Genomic DNA, 15287 nt, shown 5'->3' with positions numbered 1-15287 from the left:
CGGGCCGAAAACGGCCCGCGAGCAGGCGGTTTCTAGGGAGAAACCACTGGTATGTCAATGAAAAGGGGCCCGTTTGCGGGCTCGAATCGTCATTCCGGGTCGTCGCGGCAACGACGAACCCGGAATCCCGAGATTCCGGGTTCGATGCTTCGCATCGCCCCGGAATGACGAGGTAGAAGGGGGCCGTCAGGTCGCGACTGCCCGGACCGGTTTTGGTTCGGTATGCTGCCTCTGGCCGCGCAATTCGGTGGCGATCTCGCCGTTCAGGACCTGTTCCAGCCGGGTCAGGGCCTTGGCGATAAGCGCGGCGTCGGTGATGCGGTGATCCCAGCGGATCACCACGCCGATGGTCTGTTCCGGCGCCACCACCCCGTAACTGAGGATAAACGGCCCCGGGCTCAGCGCATGCAGTTCCCCGGCTCCGTAGGCGGCCACCGAGGTCACGCCGAAGCTGCCGAACCAGTTGGCGCGCTGGCGTCCGAAATTCAGGCCGACCAGCCACATCAGCCGGCGCAGCGGCAAGGGCAGCCGCGTCACCCGCAAGATCTTGCGGAATGCCGGTACCTCGTCGATCGGCGCATCCCTGGCCTGCCGGATCTGGGTGTCGACCTCGTTCAGCGCCAGCACATCCGCCGCGGGAACCTTTTGCGGCAGCACGCAATCCTGGCCGTCCTCGACGCGCGCAATGGCCACCATCGCGATGCTGCGCGGCAATTCGTAGAAGCTCGGCCACGGCCATTTGGCGTAGAGCGTGCGCAGCACGGGCTCGTCCTTCGCCACCAGCGCGAAGGCCTTGACGAAGATGGCGGCCCAGCCGGGCGGTTCCGCCGCGAGCGAGCGGGCCTCGATCAGCGCACGGACATCGAGGGCGCGGGTCAGCGAAACAAAGGGCACGCCGATGGAGGCATGCATGAGGTCGGCGACGAGGCGGCGCGGCATTGAGATTTTTCGGACCGTTCCGCGCATCGTTCCACTCAAGTCCCGCAACATCGAACCGGGCGGCCGGATTGCCCCGTCCGCCCGACCTTCATCTAGCACGAACCGGCCCGCCTGACGCCAGCCTTTGCTGTATGCCGTCCGGCAAGACGCTGGCGTATTTTATCACATGGCCTTGAATATGCTGGAATTTTGTCGCGGTTCGCCACGTCTCCATTCAAAGCTGCATTCCGGGAACGCACGGGAAGCATCCGGGTTTCAGCGCCTGATTCCCTCAAAACCCGCTGCGATGCCGCGCTGGAACAGCGACCAGTCGAAGCCGAGCGCCAGCGCCAGGTAGCCGCGATCGATCATCGCATTGGCCTGGTCTGCTGACCGCGCCACGCCGCCGATCGGCACGCCGCTTCTGAGGATGCCGGCCTCGGCGCGCGCCAACAGCGCCTGCACGTCGGGATCGTCGAGGCGGCCGCGCTTGTTGATGGAAGTGGCGAGGTCGCCGGGGCCGATCACCGCGATGTCGATGCCGGGGGTTGCCATGATCTCGTCGATGCGCTCGACCGCGTCGACATGCTCGATGGTGATCATGCAGATCATGTCGTCGTCGGCGGTGGCCATATAGTCCTGCATCGAGACGCCCCAGCGGAACGGGGCGTGAAACGGGCCCCACAGCCGGTCGCCGCGCGGCGGATAGCGCACGCTGCGCACGGCCTTTGCGGCGTCCTCGCCGCTGCAGATCATCGGGAAGTTGATGCCGAGCGCGCCGATGTCCATCGGCGCTTTCGCCAGCCAGGGTTCGTTGGCGGCGATCCGCGCCAGCGGGACGCAGGGCGTGCCCGCCGTGGCCGTGATCATCGCATGCGCAGAGCCGAGATCGATCGGCCCGTGCTCGAGGTCGACGATGATCCAGTCGAGCCCGGAGCGGGCCATGATCTGCACGGTCTGGATGCTGGGAATGGTCGCAATCGCGCCGAATGTCGGGCGCTTCTCCTGCCACAGCTTGCGGAGACGGTTCAGCGGTGCGGGCGCGGCTTGCGTCAACTTCGAAGCTCCATGGGATGGGTCCGGGTCGGGGCTTCGAAAGCTAGCAGCGCGGCCTGACGCCGAAAAGTTCAATATGCGCTCAAGCCGGAACGCGCCCGCCGAAGAACGGCATCAAGGCCCGGCTCAGCGTATGCGGACGCCTCGAGGTGAAGATCATTTCCGCGCCGCTATGGTCGGCCTCGCTGCCGGGGGGGCCGAGCAGATCCGACACCCGCCGCGCGATCGCGGGCGCAGGATCGATCCAGTCCACCGGCCACGGCGCCAGCCTGACCAGCCGATCCATCAGCAGGGGATAATGAGTGCAGGCCAGCACGACGGTGTCGGTGCGGGCGGGATCGGCTTCGCCGTTGCCGATGAAGCATGGCGCGAGCTCGGCCGCTATCGCGAGGTCGCTGACCTGCTCGCCGCTCAACGCCGATTCCGCCAGCGAGGCGAGATCGGCCGACCCCACCAGCGTCACCTCGCAGCCTTGCGAAAAGTCGCGGATCAGCGCCCTGGTGTATTCGCGCTTGACGGTGCCCCTGGTGCCCAGCACCGACACGCGCTTGGTCGTGGAACGGGCGCAGGCCGGCTTGATCGCGGGCACCGTTCCGACGAAGGGGACTTTGTACTGCTCGCGCAGATGCGACATGACCAGCGTGGAGGCGGTGTTGCAGGCGATCACGACGAGGTCAGGGGCATGCGCGGCGATCAGTTCGCCGATCAGCGGCACCACGCGCGCGATGATCTCGTCCTCGCCATGGTGGCCGTAGGGAAAGAAGGCGTCGTCGGCGACATAGACATAGTGCGCGCCGGGCCGCGCCCGGACGATCTCACGCAGGACCGTGAGCCCGCCAAGGCCCGAATCGAAAACCAGAATCGTCGGAGGTGCTGTCACGCCGGGATTCTAGCCGATCTCACGTTACCATTCTGTTGTATTTGCAGGTATGGCGGTGCCGCGCAGAGGGACTCGCACGCGCTCCCACAAAATATCGAAAACAACCCCATGCACTGACAGAAAGCCGGAGGTTGAATATGAAATGAACGCATATTCATCTCTAGGAACGAGGGATTGCCCGAGGTTATACCGGCAGCAAGGCGCGATGCGGCTCTGCCGGCAATTCGACGACGATCGTATCCCCCGGCCGCACATCGCCCTCCGATATCACGATGCTCATGACCCCGGCCTTGCGGACCAGATTGCCCTTGATATCCCGGTCCAGCGTCGCGGCCATCAGGCCCTGTTGAAACCTGTCGATCTGGATGCAGGGATTGCGCAGGCCGGTAATCTCCACCACGGCACTTTCGCCAAGGTGCAGCCGCGTGCCCGATGGCAGCGCCAGCAGATCGATGCCTTCGGTGGTGACGTTCTCGCCGAGGTCGGCCGGCTGCACCACAAAGCCCTTGGCCTGCAATTCGGCGAACAGTTCGGCGTGGATCAGGTGCACCTGGCGCAGGTTGGGCTGGGTCGGGTCGTTGCGGACGCGGGAGCGGTGCTTGACCGTCTCGCCCATATGGGCGTCGCCGGCGACGCCCAGCCCCCGGAGCAGGCGAATGCTCAGGGCAGGGGTCTTGCTGAAGTGATGGCCGCTGCGGGCGCTGACGGCGAGGACGCTGCCCATCGGACGCCCCGCGTCACGCTTCGCCGAATACGCGCCGGAAGATCGTATCGACATGCCTGAAATGATAACCGAGGTCGAACTGTTCGGAGATCTCGGCATCGCTGAGATACTTCTTCAACTCGGCGTCCTTTTTCAGCAGCGTTTCGAAGTCGCCTTCGCCGCGCCACACCGGCATCGCGTTGCGCTGCACGAGGCGGTAGGAATCCTCGCGCGAACAGCCCTTCTGGGTCAGCGCCGTCAAGAGCCGTTGCGAGTGAATGAGGCCGCCGAGACGGTCGAGATTCTTCTGCATGTTATCGGGATAGATCACCAGCTTCTCGATCAGGCCGGCCAGCCGGTTCAGTGCGAAATCGAGCGTGACCGTGGCGTCGGGCGCCAGCATGCGTTCGGCCGAGGAGTGCGAGATGTCGCGCTCGTGCCACAGCACGACGTTCTCCATCGCCGGCGTCACATAGGCGCGCACCATCCGCGACAGGCCGGTGAGGTTTTCCGTCAGCACCGGGTTGCGCTTGTGCGGCATCGAGGAAGAGCCCTTCTGGCCCTCGGAAAAGAATTCCTCGGCCTCCAGCACCTCGGTGCGCTGCAGATGCCGGATCTCGGTGGCGAGGCGTTCGACCGACGCGGCGATCACGCCGAGCGTCGCGAAATACATGGCGTGGCGGTCGCGCGGGATGATCTGGGTCGAGATCGGCTCGACCGCGAGCCCCATCGCCCTGGCGACGTGTTCCTCGACCCTGGGATCGATATGCGCGAACGTCCCGACCGAACCCGAGATCGCGCAGGTCGCGACTTCCTTGCGCGCGGCGACCAGCCGCTCGCGGGCGCGGGTAAACTCGGCATAAGCGTATGCGAGTTTCAGCCCGAACGTGACGGGCTCGGCATGGATGCCGTGGGAGCGGCCGATGGTCGGCGTCATCTTGTGCTCGAAGGCGCGCTTCTTCAGCGCCGCCAGCACCTTGTCGAGGTCGGCGATCAGCATGTCCGCGGCGCGGGTGAGTTGGACGTTGAAACAGGTGTCGAGCACGTCGGACGAGGTCATGCCCTGGTGCACGAAGCGCGAATCCGGACCGACGAATTCGGCGAGATGGGTGAGGAAGGCGATGACGTCGTGCTTGACCTCGCGCTCGATCTCGTCGATCCGCGCGACGTCGAACTTGGCGTCCTTGCCCTTGGCCCAGATGGTTTTGGCGGCCTCTTTCGGGATCACGCCGAGTTCGGCCTGGGCATCCGCCGCATGGGCCTCGATCTCGAACCAGATCCTGAAACGGGTCAGCGGCTCCCAGATGGCGGCCATTTCCGGGCGGGTATAGCGGGGGATCATCGGGGACTCCGGGCGAGCAAAGCGGGGATCGGGTGCGACTCCCGGCCGATTGTTTTTACGCCGCGCTTTAGCAGAGCCGTCCGGGTGAGACAAACCGCGGCCCGCCCGGCGGGAGGTGCCCCGCAGCCCGACGGTGACACCATAATCACAGAATATTGACTAACAGATATTGTAATCTGTCAGCGAGATGAGCTATATCGTCCGCGACGCCGCTTCCGGGCGTCAACCTGGCACGCGGCCGATCGACCGCGTGCCAGCGGACTGACCGAGGACTTCGCCATGACGATCGAGATCTTTCAACTTATCCACTACATCCAACGCTGGCTCGACGCCCGCGTGGCCCGCCATCTGGAGGCGCAGGCCACCAGGTTAGACCGTTAAAAGGGGGCGGCGAATAGCCGCCCGCAACAACGACTGGAAGCAGACGGTGCGCGCATGAACGAGAATGTAGTTCTGACCCCCGAGCGGATCCTCGAAGTCACCGAGGACGTGCTGCGCCGTTTCGGGCTGGCCAAAGCCACCGTGGTGGATGTCGCCCGTGCGCTCGATGTCAGCCACGGCAGCGTCTACCGGCACTTTCCCAGCAAGGTCGCGCTGCGCCAGGCGGTGGCCAAACGCTGGCTCGACCGCTTCAACGCGCCGCTGCAGGAGATCGTGGAAGGCCAGGGAGCGGCGCCGGCCCGGCTGGAGCGCTGGCTGCGCACGCTGTTTGCGGCCAAGCACAAGAAATTGTCCGAAGACCCCGAAATGTTCGCGACCTATCTGGCGCTGGCCCAGGAGGCTTGTCAGGCCGTGAGTTCGCACAAGGAATGTCTCTGCGACCAGCTCGAGCATATCCTGTCCGACGGCGTGCAGCAGGGCGCGTTCGAGATCGCCGACGTCAAGGCGACGTCCCGCGCGGTGTTCGACGCCACCATCCGCTTCCATCATCCCGCCCATGCCGAGGAGTGGAGCGACCCGGCATTTGCCGCGCGGATCGACGCGGTGCTGGCGTTGCTGCTGCGGGGACTGGCAGCGCCGCGCAAGGGCTAACGCCTGGAGCATAATCCGTGTTGCTGCCATCCTTCGAAACGCGGCGAAGACGCCGCAAACGGCTCACCGATCTCGGATAGTCGGCACTAGATCGCTTCGCCGCGCGCCAGCGCCGCCGCCCCGCGGATCGCCGAAATATTGGCCTTGTAGCTTTCCATGGTGCCGCCCTTGAACACCGCCGAGCCCGCGACCAGGGCATTGGCGCCGGCGGCGGCAAGCGCTCCCGCCACATCCGGACCGACACCGCCATCGACTTCGATGTCGATCGGCCGCCCAGCGGTCATCGCGCGGAGGTCGCGGATCTTGCCCAGCGCCGACGGGATAAAGGCCTGGCCGCCGAAGCCGGGATTGACCGACATCTCCAGCACCAGGTCGATCAGGTCGATGTCATATTCGATGGCCGAGACCGGCGTGCCCGGATTGAGCGAGACGCCGGCCTTCTTGCCGAGTGCGCGGATCGCCTGCAGCGAACGATGCAGATGCGGGCCGGCCTCGGCATGCACCGTAATGTGATCGCAGCCGGCTTTTGCAAAAGCCTCGAGGTAGGGATCGCAGGGCGAAATCATCAGATGGGCGTCGAAGATCTTCCTGGTGTGCGGGCGCATCGCCTTGATGACGTCGGGGCCGTAGGAAATGTTGGGCACGAAATGCCCGTCCATCACGTCGAGGTGGATCCAGTCGGCGCCGGCCGCATCGACCGCGCGGACCTCTTCGCCCAGCCTGGAAAAATCCGACGCCAGGATCGAGGGCGCGATGACGAGAGGGCGTGACGCAAATTGCTGAGACATGTGCGCTTCCCGGGCAGTTGCAGCGTGCGGCGGAACGCACCGCGTAACATGCGCCATGTCCGGGGGCAAATGCGGGGGATCGGAAAATTCTGCCGCGACGGCATCTATTGCCGGGAAGATCCGGAAGTGGCCGGTGCAAAAACCCCCGGTTTCATTGATTTTCTGTCGTGGCACGGAGTTTGCTGATCCATCGGCGAGAGTAACAGGCCGCGCCGTGCGGCATCTGCTGGAGCCTTGTCATATGCTGCACGCCCTTAGCGCCGCGACGTCCGCGCTGGACCTCCTGAAATCGCTGACCGCATCGAAATCCCAATCCGCGGGCAACAAGCAGGAGCCGAAGAGCCCGTTCGACTTTTCGAGCAGCAGCACGGCGTCGGAATCCTCGCCGGCCACGTCCGGAACGGGTGGCGGCTCGCAGATATCGCCGGCCACGATGAGCGCGCTGCTGGCGGCGCAAGGCCAGGCAATGTCGGGCACGGGATCAACCGGATCGGCGTCCACCAGCCGGTCGGACGCGCTGAATGATCTGTTCGCGCAGATCGACGCCGACAGCGATGGCAAGCTCAGCAAATCGGAATTCGAGAACGCGCTCGGCGCCGGCGGCACCAACCTCGCGCAGGCCGGCAGCGTATTCGGCAAGCTGGACAAGGACGGCGACGGAGCGGTCACACTGGGCGAATTGATGTCGGCGCTGAAGGGCAAGGGTCAGCGTCGCGATGATGCCGCCGCTTCGGTCGGCTCCGGTGCCTCCGGTGGGTCAGGGAAGGATACGCTGATGCAGGCATTGCAGGGCGCATCCTCGACCTCGGTCACCAACAGCGACGGCTCGGTGACGACGTCGCTGAGCTATGCCGACGGCTCCAGGGTGACGATGACATCGGCCGCGGCCGCGTCGGCATCCGGTGCGGCGACGTCATCCTATAATTTCATCGAACAGATGATCCAGCGCCAGGCGCAGGCGATTTCATCCGCCGCCACGGGCTCGCTGTCGGTCAGCGCCTGACATAACGGCTGGCCGGAGCGCCACGAAGAGCCGCCTTGGGCGGCAGTTGTTGGAGTACCGTAATGCAGCTTTCTGCTTACACCGCGTCGTCCGTCCTGGAGTTGCTGAACTCAGTGACCTCATCGAACCCGTCGTCGGCCAACGCCACCCGCTCAGGCCGTGAATCCTCCGATCCCTTCGGCGATATATTCGGCGGGACCGCAATGTCCGGAAAATCGGACCCGTATTCCGGGCTCGACAGGTTTCCGCAGATGTTTCCGCAGATATCGTCAGCCACGATCGACGCGCTGCTTGCGGCGCAAAGCCGGCCATCGACCGCGTCCCCTCCGTCGGCAGAGACCGGCAAGCCCGAGGGCTCCAAGGACCTGTTCGCGCAACTCGATGCCGACGGCGATGGTCAGGTCACCAAATCGGAATTCGAGGCGACGGCAACCAGCGCCGCGACATCATCCTACAATGTCATGAAAGAAATGATTGCGCGCCAGATGCAGGCGTTTGCATCCTCGTCCAGCGAATGGATGAGGTTCTGAACAGGCGAATCCCTGCGGCCATTTATGGTGTGTCCGGTTTTCGTGAACACACAAACCCAAATCGGTCCTTCCACGCCGGCAGTGCGCCGGGGAAGGGCAGGGCGGTCGCCTCATACACGCCGCGTGCGATGGCGCGGGCCACTACATTTGCCGCGACCATGCCGAGTTCGGTGAGACCGGCCAGGGGATCAACAGGCTTCTCGCCGGTAGCCGCGGCAAACACCACATCGCCATCGAGCGGCGCGTGCACCGGATAGATCGCGCGGGCAAATCCGGTCTGCGCCATCATCGCCAGCCGTCTTGCCTGCGGTTTTGTGAGGGCGGCGTCGGTCACGACCACGGCCAGGGTGGTGTTTTCCACCGATGTCGCTGATGTGCCGCCCTTGATGCGCATCTCCAGCATGTCCGGTGTGAAGTCGATCGGCAATCCGCCTCCGCCGAACTCGTCCCCGGCTTCAAACGGAGCTGCCCAGAACCACGGCCCGTCGCCGACGGTGACGCTGCCGACCGCGTTGACGACCGCCAGCGCGGCCACCCGGATGCCGCCGGCCGTCACCGCCGACGCCGACCCGATGCCGCCCTTCAAATTCGCGGTGGTGGCGCCGAGCCCGGCGCCGACGCTGCCGAGCGCGAAATCCGCAGCCGCCGCCGCGGCCGCGGCGTAACCGAGATCGCGGTAGGGTGCGAAACGGCCCCACGCCTTGTCGCCGCCATTGAGCAGATCGAAACAGATCGCGCCCGGGACGATCGGAACCAGCGCGCCGCCGATGGCAAAGCCGCGGCCCTGTTCGGCGAGCCAGGCCTGCACCCCGCCGCCGGCCTCGAGCCCGAACGCCGAACCGCCCGCCAGCGCGATGCCGTGGATCTGCTCCACGGTGTTTTCGAGGTCGAGCACCGCGCCCTCGCGGATACCGGGCCCGCCGCCGCGGATGTCGATCGCCGCCACCGCCGGCCTATCGAAAATGACGGCGGTGACCCCGGATGCCAGGGCCTTGTCATCGGCGTGGCCGACGCGGACGCCGGCGATATCGGTGAGGAGATTCTTCATGCTTTCAACGGTCCAGCGCCTGCCTGATGATCCGCGCCCGATCGAACTTGCGATACGGCCCGGCGAGGGGCAATACCCGAAGCCGCGCCGGGCGCGATGGACGATAGGGTTCTCGCCTAACCCGAGGCGGAAGTGCCCGCCGCTTCGGCGCTGATCGACAGTTGGGGCGGTTCCCTGCTTGATCCTGTACATCCGAGTCAGGAGAGCGGCATCTTTACCGCCCCGCGGAATACTGAGCAAATCCCGACCTTCGGGTGTAGGCTGACTTCGATCTGTCTCCCGGAGCCACCCTTTGCCCCGTATTCTTGTCATCGACGACCAGTCCGACGTGCGCGCGATGATCGCAATCGTGCTGCGCATTCATCGTTTCGAGATCGTCGAGGCCGCCAGCGCCGCTGCCGGACTGGCGGCTTTCGAAGGCTCCGACTTCGACCTCGCGATCGTCGATATCTTCCTGCAGGGAGCCAACGGTGTGGACGTGATCAGGATGATGCGTGAGCGCGTTCCGGATTTCCCCGTGGTCGCGATATCGGGAATGACGGCGCTCGACTTCGTTTCGGCGTCGCCCGAACTCGCCGGCGTCGTATGTCTGCAGAAGCCGTTTCGTCCCAACCAGCTCGTCGGCGCGATCGAAGCGGCCTACCGGCGCTCGGCGCGATACATCGCCGAAAACACGGGCGCCGGCTAGGCCGCCGGTCCGGGCAACACCGAAGCCCGCCACTATCCATGGGCTGCGCTTGGATGCGGATCATGCTCCGGTTCGGAGAGATGCCGGGACAATGGAACCGAGAGCCGGCAGATCAGGCCTTCGGGGCGCCAGTTGAATTCAGCCTGTCCACCGAGTTGCGATTCGATGCTCGCGATCACGCTTCGGGTTCCGAAGCCTTTCGAGATCGGCTCCTGAACCAGCGGTCCGCCGGCCTCCTGCCACGCCAGCGTGAGCAGGTCGTCATCGACCGCCCATTTGAGCGCGAGCCGACCCGAGAGTGCGGACAGCGCGCCATACTTCGCCGAATTGGTCACGAGCTCGTGCAGGGCGAGCGCCAGGGTCTGCGCCGTAGCCGGCTGCAGCTGAACCTCCGGGCCGCTCAGGGTGATTTGGCCGCCCGTCGCATAGGGAGCGAGTTCTTCGTCGACCAGCTTGCCTATCTTGGCGCCCTGCCAGCTCGACAGCGAGAGAATGGTATGAACCCGCGCCAGCGCATTGATCCGGCCTTCGACCGACTGAACGTAGGCCTTGACGTTTTCGCCCCGGGTCAAGCGGACGATCGATTGCGCCAGCGCCAGCGCGTTCTTGGCCCGGTGATCGACTTCCCGGGCCAGCAGGTTCTGACGTTCCTCCGCATGTTTGCGTTCGGTAATGTCGATGGTGACGCCGCTGACGCGCACCACGCGGCCGCCCTTGTCGACGGTGGCCGCGGCCGTGCCGACGCACCATCGGATCTCGCCATCGGGCCGGATGATACGAAATTCGGCCTCGTAGGACGTGACGCCCTTGGCGAACTGGGCCATCGCCTTGCGCAGCTCCTCGATATCGTCCGGGTGGAGCCTGGCCTGAACGCTGGCCGGCGATACCGCGAAGCTTTTCGGATCGACGCCGAAAATCCGGTACTGGCCTTCGTCCCACATCCAGTCGCCATTGGCCCAGTCCCAGTCCCATGACCCCATTCTGCCGGCGGCGATCGCCAGGCTGCGGCGTTGCTCGCTTTCCAGCAGCCTGGCGTGGGATTCCTCCAACTCGGCGGTGCGGGCGCGGACGCGATCCTCGAGCTCGGCGTTGAATCGCTCGAGCTGACGGGTCTTGCGATACAGTTCGGTGAACACCTTGATCTTGGCGCGCAGCACTTCGGGAATCACCGGCACCGGAACGTAGTCGACCGCGCCCATCTCGTAGCCGCGCAGCCGGTCGATATCGCTGACCTGAATGGCGGAGATGAAGATCATGGCCGTCTTCTGGAAGCGCGGATGATCGCGGATCATGGCGGCGAGTTCGAATCCGTCCAGCTCCGGCATGCAGACGTCGACCAGAATGACCGCGACTTCGTTCCTGAGCAGGTATTCCAGCGCCTCCCGGCCGGACGTGGCGACAACGAGGTTTTCGTTGAGCTGTTTCAGGATGACTTCATAGGCGAGCAGCTTGGCCGGCTGGTCGTCGACCAGCAGTATGTTCACTTTCTGATGATCTGTGACCTGATCGCGCATCAGCGGTGCAGCCACATGCGGATGGCGAGCAGCAACTGCTCGGTATTGACGGGCTTCGCCAGGTAATCCGAGGCGCCGGCCTCAAGGCACTTCTCGCGGTCTCCCTTCATCGCCTTGGCGGTCAGTGCGATGATAGGCAGGCGGCGGAACGCCGGGTTGTCGCGAATCACGCCCATGGTCTGGTATCCATCCATCTGCGGCATCATGATATCCATCAGGACGATGGCGATCTCGGGGTTCGACTCGACCAGCGTCACCGCCTCGCTGCCGGTCGTCGCGGTCAGCACCTTCATGCCGCGGCGTTCCAGCACGCTGCTCAGCGCGAAGATGTTGCGGGCGTCGTCATCGACCAGCAATGCGGTCCGACCCACCAGATCCTCGTCGGAACTGTTGAGTTTCTCCAGCATTCGCTGCTTCTCGATTGGCAATTCCGTGATGACACGGTGCAGAAACAGTGACGTCTCGTCGAGCAGGCGTTCCGGCGACTCCACGCCCTTGACCACGATGCTGCGCGCCATGGTGTGCAGTTCGGCGTCCTCCTCGACCGACAGCTCGCGGCCGGTGAACACCACCACCGGCACGCCGGACAGCGCTTCATCCTGGCGAATCTGGTCGAGCACCTCGAAGCCGCTCATATCGGGCAGCCGCAGATCGAGCACCACGCAGTCGCAGGGGTTTTCGCGCAGGGCGGTTAGCGCCCCGGCGCCGGTAGCGGTGGTCACAATCTCGATATCGTCGTGATCGAGCAGCGCGGTGATGCTCATCTGCTCCGCCGCATTGTCCTCGACGATCAGCAGGCGCTTGCGGCGCGGCCTGGCGTATTCCTTGATCCTCGACATCGCCGCGCTGACGCCTTCCGTCGTGGTCGGCTTGCTGACAAAGGAAAATGCCCCGCGCGCCAGCGCATGCTGACGGTCCTCGTCGAGCGTGATGATCTGGACCGGAATGTGCCGCGTCAGCGGATTGTGCTTGAGCTGGCTCAGCACAGTCCAGCCCAGCATGTCCGGCAGGAAGATGTCGAGCGAGACCGCCGCCGGCTGGAACTGCTTGGCCAGCTCCAGCGCTTCCGCACCGTGTGCGGCGACCAGCACCTTGAAGCCCTTGTCGCGGGCGAGGTCGATCAGCACCCGCGCGTAATGCGGGTCGTCCTCGACGATCAGGAGAATGGTGTCCCCCGGTTCGAGATTGAGCCGGTCGTCCGGCAGTTGCTCGATCACCCGATCCTGCGCGGCAACCTGCAGCGCCGGCGGCGACCCCGACGCCGTCGGAACAGGCGCGCGCGGCGCCCCCGTCGGTCCGGAATATTTGATCGGCAGATAGAGCACGAACGTACTGCCCTTGCCGGGGGTGCTGCGCAGATGAATCTCACCGCCGAGCAGGCTCGCGAGCTCGCGGCTGATGGCGAGGCCGAGGCCGGTGCCGCCATATTTCCGGCTGGTGCCTGCGTCGGCCTGCTGGAACGCCTCGAAGATCAGCTTCTGCTTCTCCAGGGGAATGCCGATGCCGGTGTCGGTGACCTCGAAGGCGACGACCGCCGGCGAATGGCTCAGGATCGGATGTTCGGCGCTCCAGCCGCCGATGGCGGCCGAGACGCTGAGGCGAACCCCGCCTTCGGCCGTGAACTTGAACGCGTTCGACAGCAGGTTCTTCAGCACCTGCTGCAGGCGCTTCGAATCGGTGACGATGCTGCGCCCGAGGTTGGGATCGACGTCGATGGTGAAAGACAGCTGGCGGTTTTCCGCCTCGTGGCGGAACGGCCGTCCCACGCTGTCCAGCAGATTGGCAGTGAGGATTTCCTCCGCGTCCACCGTCACCGTTCCGGACTCGATCTTCGACAGATCGAGGATGTCGCTGATCAGGTTCAGAAGGTCGGTGCCGGCGCCGTGGATGGTGCGGGCGAATTCGACCTGCTTGCCGGTCAGATTGCCGTCCGGATTCTCGGTGAGCTGCTGGCCGAGGATCAGGATGCTGTTGAGCGGCGTGCGCAGCTCGTGGCTCATGTTGGCAAGGAATTCCGACTTGTATTTCGAGGTCAGCGACAGTTCGGTGGCCTTCTCCTCCAGCGCGCGGCGCGCCTGTTCGATTTCCTGGTTCTTGCGTTCGACCTCGACGTTGCGCTCGGCCAGCTGCTGGGCCTTCTGCTCGAGCTGCTCGTTGGTCTGCTGCAGTTCCTTCTGCTGGGTCTGCAGTTCGCCGGCGAGCTGCTGCGACTGCTTCAGCAGGCCCTCGGTCTGCATAGTCGCCTCGATCGAATTGAGCACGATGCCGATACTGTCGGTGAGCTGATCCAGAAAGGTCATCTGCGAAGTCGTGAACGAACTCACCGAGGCAAGCTCGATCACCGCCTTGACCTGGTTCTCGAACAGCACCGGCAGCACGACGAGGTTTTTCGGGACGACCCGAAGCAGCGCCGAACTGATCGGAATCGCGTCGGTCGGGATGTCCGACACCAGGCGCTGCCGCTTGTCGAGCGCGCATTGCCCGATCAGACCCTCGCCGAGATGCACGAACAGCGGGTGAGGACTGACGCCGTCGCCGGCGTAGGCCGACAGCAGCCGCAGGTGCGGAGCCTCCTCATTCTCGACCCGGTAGATCACGCCCATATGGGCGTTCACCAGCGGCGTCAGCTCTGTCAGCAGCAGCCGGCCCACCGTGGTGAGGTCGCGCTGGCCCTGCAGCATGTTGGTGAATCTGGCGAGGTTGGTCTTCAGCCAGTCCTGCTCGGTATTGACGTCGGTGGTCAGCTTCAGATTGCCGATCATCGTATTGATGTTGTCCTTGAGCTCCGCCACTTCGCCCCTGGCAGCGACCTGGATCGAGCGGGTGAGGTCGCCCTTTGTCACCGCGGTTGCCACCTCGGCGATAGCGCGCACCTGAGACGTCAGGTTGGCGGCGAGCAGATTGACGTTGCCGGTAAGATCCTTCCAGGTGCCGGCAGCGCCCGGCACGTTGGCCTGGCCGCCGAGGCGGCCCTCGACACCGACTTCGCGGGCAACGCTGGTGACCTGATCGGCGAACGTCGCCAGCGTTTCGGTCATGTTGTTGATGGTGTCGGCGAGGGCGGCGACTTCGCCCTTCGACTTCACCGTGAGATTTTGCTGCAGGTCGCCGTTCGCAACCGCGGTCACGACCTTGACGATGCCGCGCACCTGTTCGGTGAGGTTGGCGGCCATGAAGTTCACGGTGTCGGTGAGATCCTTCCAGGTGCCGGCGACGCCGGGCACCTGCGCCTGACCGCCGAGCTTGCCCTCGGTGCCGACCTCGCGCGCCACGCGCGTGACCTCGCCGGCGAAGGCGTTGAGCTGGTCGACCATCGTATTGATGGTGTTCTTCAGTTCGAGGATTTCGCCCTTGACGTCGACCGTGATCTTGCGCGAGAGGTCGCCGCGCGCCACCGCGGTGGTGACTTCGGCGATGTTGCGGACCTGGGTGGTCAGGTTGGCGGCCAGAAGATTGACGTTGTCGGTCAGATCCTTGAACGTTCCGCCGACGCCGGGCACCACGGCCTGGCCGCCGAGCCGGCCCTCGGTGCCGACTTCGCGCGCCACGCGCGTCACTTCCGCCGCGAACGAGCGCAATTGCTCGACCATCGTGTTCAAGGTATCTTTCAGCAGCAGGATTTCGCCGCGGACGTCGACCGTGATCTTCTTGGACAGGTCGCCGCCGGCGATCGCTGTTGCAACTTCGGCGATGTTGCGGACCTGCGCGGTCAGGTTGGAGGCCATGAAATTGACGTTGTCGGTGAGGTCCTTCCAGGTGCCGGCTACTTCGGGCACCTCGGCCTG

At 64.9% G+C, this 15287-nt stretch carries 13 protein-coding genes; 4 read left to right on the top strand and 9 right to left on the bottom strand.

The genetic code is table 11. From position 1 onward, the window contains the following. Positions 1-186: 186 nt before the first annotated feature. The 5 genes from Q8R73_RS21730 to purB all read right to left on the bottom strand — a co-directional run bounded on the left by Q8R73_RS21730 (position 187) and on the right by purB (position 4899). Positions 187-966, bottom strand: coding sequence for an acyltransferase (locus Q8R73_RS21730; protein ID WP_305721605.1), 780 nt, complete (start codon positions 964-966; stop codon positions 187-189). A 228-nt stretch (positions 967-1194) separates the two neighbouring features. Next, positions 1195-1974, bottom strand: coding sequence for an HpcH/HpaI aldolase/citrate lyase family protein (locus tag Q8R73_RS21725; protein WP_305721604.1), 780 nt, complete (start codon positions 1972-1974; stop codon positions 1195-1197). Between the two features lie 82 nt (positions 1975-2056). Continuing rightward, positions 2057-2854: a glutamate racemase gene (gene murI, locus Q8R73_RS21720; protein ID WP_305721603.1), complete on the bottom strand. Its 798-nt coding sequence runs from the start codon at positions 2852-2854 to the stop codon at positions 2057-2059. A 184-nt stretch (positions 2855-3038) separates the two neighbouring features. Then, positions 3039-3578: an MOSC domain-containing protein gene (locus Q8R73_RS21715; RefSeq protein WP_305721602.1), complete on the bottom strand. Its 540-nt coding sequence runs from the start codon at positions 3576-3578 to the stop codon at positions 3039-3041. 13 nt (positions 3579-3591) lie between these two features. Next, positions 3592-4899, bottom strand: a complete 1308-nt coding sequence (gene purB / locus Q8R73_RS21710) for an adenylosuccinate lyase (protein WP_305721601.1) — start codon at positions 4897-4899, stop codon at positions 3592-3594. Positions 4900-5334: 435 nt separating this feature from the next. On the opposite strand from purB, the gene Q8R73_RS21705 reads away from it, so the two are divergent. Continuing rightward, complete coding sequence (locus Q8R73_RS21705; RefSeq protein WP_305721600.1) at positions 5335-5931, top strand: TetR family transcriptional regulator; 597 nt, start codon at positions 5335-5337, stop codon at positions 5929-5931. A gap of 86 nt (positions 5932-6017) precedes the next feature. On the opposite strand, the gene rpe is transcribed toward Q8R73_RS21705, so the two are convergent. Then, complete coding sequence (gene rpe, locus Q8R73_RS21700) at positions 6018-6719, bottom strand: ribulose-phosphate 3-epimerase (protein WP_305721599.1); 702 nt, start codon at positions 6717-6719, stop codon at positions 6018-6020. 241 nt (positions 6720-6960) lie between these two features. On the opposite strand from rpe, the gene Q8R73_RS21695 reads away from it, so the two are divergent. Further along, positions 6961-7722, top strand: coding sequence for an EF-hand domain-containing protein (locus tag Q8R73_RS21695; RefSeq protein ID WP_305721598.1), 762 nt, complete (start codon positions 6961-6963; stop codon positions 7720-7722). 62 nt (positions 7723-7784) lie between these two features. Next, complete coding sequence (locus Q8R73_RS21690) at positions 7785-8252, top strand: EF-hand domain-containing protein (RefSeq protein WP_305721597.1); 468 nt, start codon at positions 7785-7787, stop codon at positions 8250-8252. A gap of 22 nt (positions 8253-8274) precedes the next feature. Here Q8R73_RS21690 and Q8R73_RS21685 read toward each other — a convergent pair whose 3' ends face one another. Further along, positions 8275-9300, bottom strand: coding sequence for a P1 family peptidase (locus Q8R73_RS21685; RefSeq protein ID WP_305721596.1), 1026 nt, complete (start codon positions 9298-9300; stop codon positions 8275-8277). Positions 9301-9592: 292 nt separating this feature from the next. Here Q8R73_RS21685 and Q8R73_RS21680 point away from each other — a divergent pair, with 292 nt between their 5' ends. Beyond that, the gene (locus tag Q8R73_RS21680) at positions 9593-9988 is read left to right on the top strand and encodes a response regulator (protein WP_305721595.1); all 396 of its coding nucleotides are present in this window, start codon (positions 9593-9595) and stop codon (positions 9986-9988) included. A gap of 32 nt (positions 9989-10020) precedes the next feature. Here the strand turns inward: Q8R73_RS21680 and Q8R73_RS21675 are convergent, their stop codons facing one another. Both Q8R73_RS21675 and Q8R73_RS21670 read right to left on the bottom strand, forming a co-directional pair. Continuing rightward, on the bottom strand, positions 10021-11502 hold the full coding sequence (locus Q8R73_RS21675) for a sensor histidine kinase (protein WP_305721594.1): 1482 nt from the start codon (positions 11500-11502) through the stop codon (positions 10021-10023). After that, positions 11502-15287 (bottom strand): response regulator (locus Q8R73_RS21670; protein ID WP_305721593.1); only part of this gene is annotated, 3786 nt, incomplete at its 5' end. The genes Q8R73_RS21675 and Q8R73_RS21670, both read right to left, overlap by 1 nt.

This window comes from Bradyrhizobium sp., assembly GCF_030697065.1.
Taxonomy (GTDB): Bacteria; Pseudomonadota; Alphaproteobacteria; order Rhizobiales; family Xanthobacteraceae; genus Bradyrhizobium.
The sequence above is the reverse complement of the archived record's forward strand: the minus strand, read 5'-3'. Positions and strand labels throughout refer to the sequence as shown.

Bases quoted from the DNA above. Each gene is read 5' to 3' on its own strand.
- Q8R73_RS21715 (WP_305721602.1), bottom strand. From the start codon at position 3,578: ATGGGCAGCGTCCTCGCCGTCAGCGCCCGCAGCGGCCATCACTTCAGC.
- Q8R73_RS21675 (WP_305721594.1), bottom strand. From the start codon at position 11,502: ATGCGCGATCAGGTCACAGATCATCAGAAAGTGAACATACTGCTGGTC.
- Q8R73_RS21705 (WP_305721600.1), top strand. From the start codon at position 5,335: ATGAACGAGAATGTAGTTCTGACCCCCGAGCGGATCCTCGAAGTCACC.
- purB (WP_305721601.1), bottom strand. From the start codon at position 4,899: ATGATCCCCCGCTATACCCGCCCGGAAATGGCCGCCATCTGGGAGCCG.
- Q8R73_RS21695 (WP_305721598.1), top strand. From the start codon at position 6,961: ATGCTGCACGCCCTTAGCGCCGCGACGTCCGCGCTGGACCTCCTGAAA.
- rpe (WP_305721599.1), bottom strand. From the start codon at position 6,719: ATGTCTCAGCAATTTGCGTCACGCCCTCTCGTCATCGCGCCCTCGATC.
- Q8R73_RS21685 (WP_305721596.1), bottom strand. From the start codon at position 9,300: ATGAAGAATCTCCTCACCGATATCGCCGGCGTCCGCGTCGGCCACGCC.
- Q8R73_RS21730 (WP_305721605.1), bottom strand. From the start codon at position 966: ATGCGCGGAACGGTCCGAAAAATCTCAATGCCGCGCCGCCTCGTCGCC.
- Q8R73_RS21690 (WP_305721597.1), top strand. From the start codon at position 7,785: ATGCAGCTTTCTGCTTACACCGCGTCGTCCGTCCTGGAGTTGCTGAAC.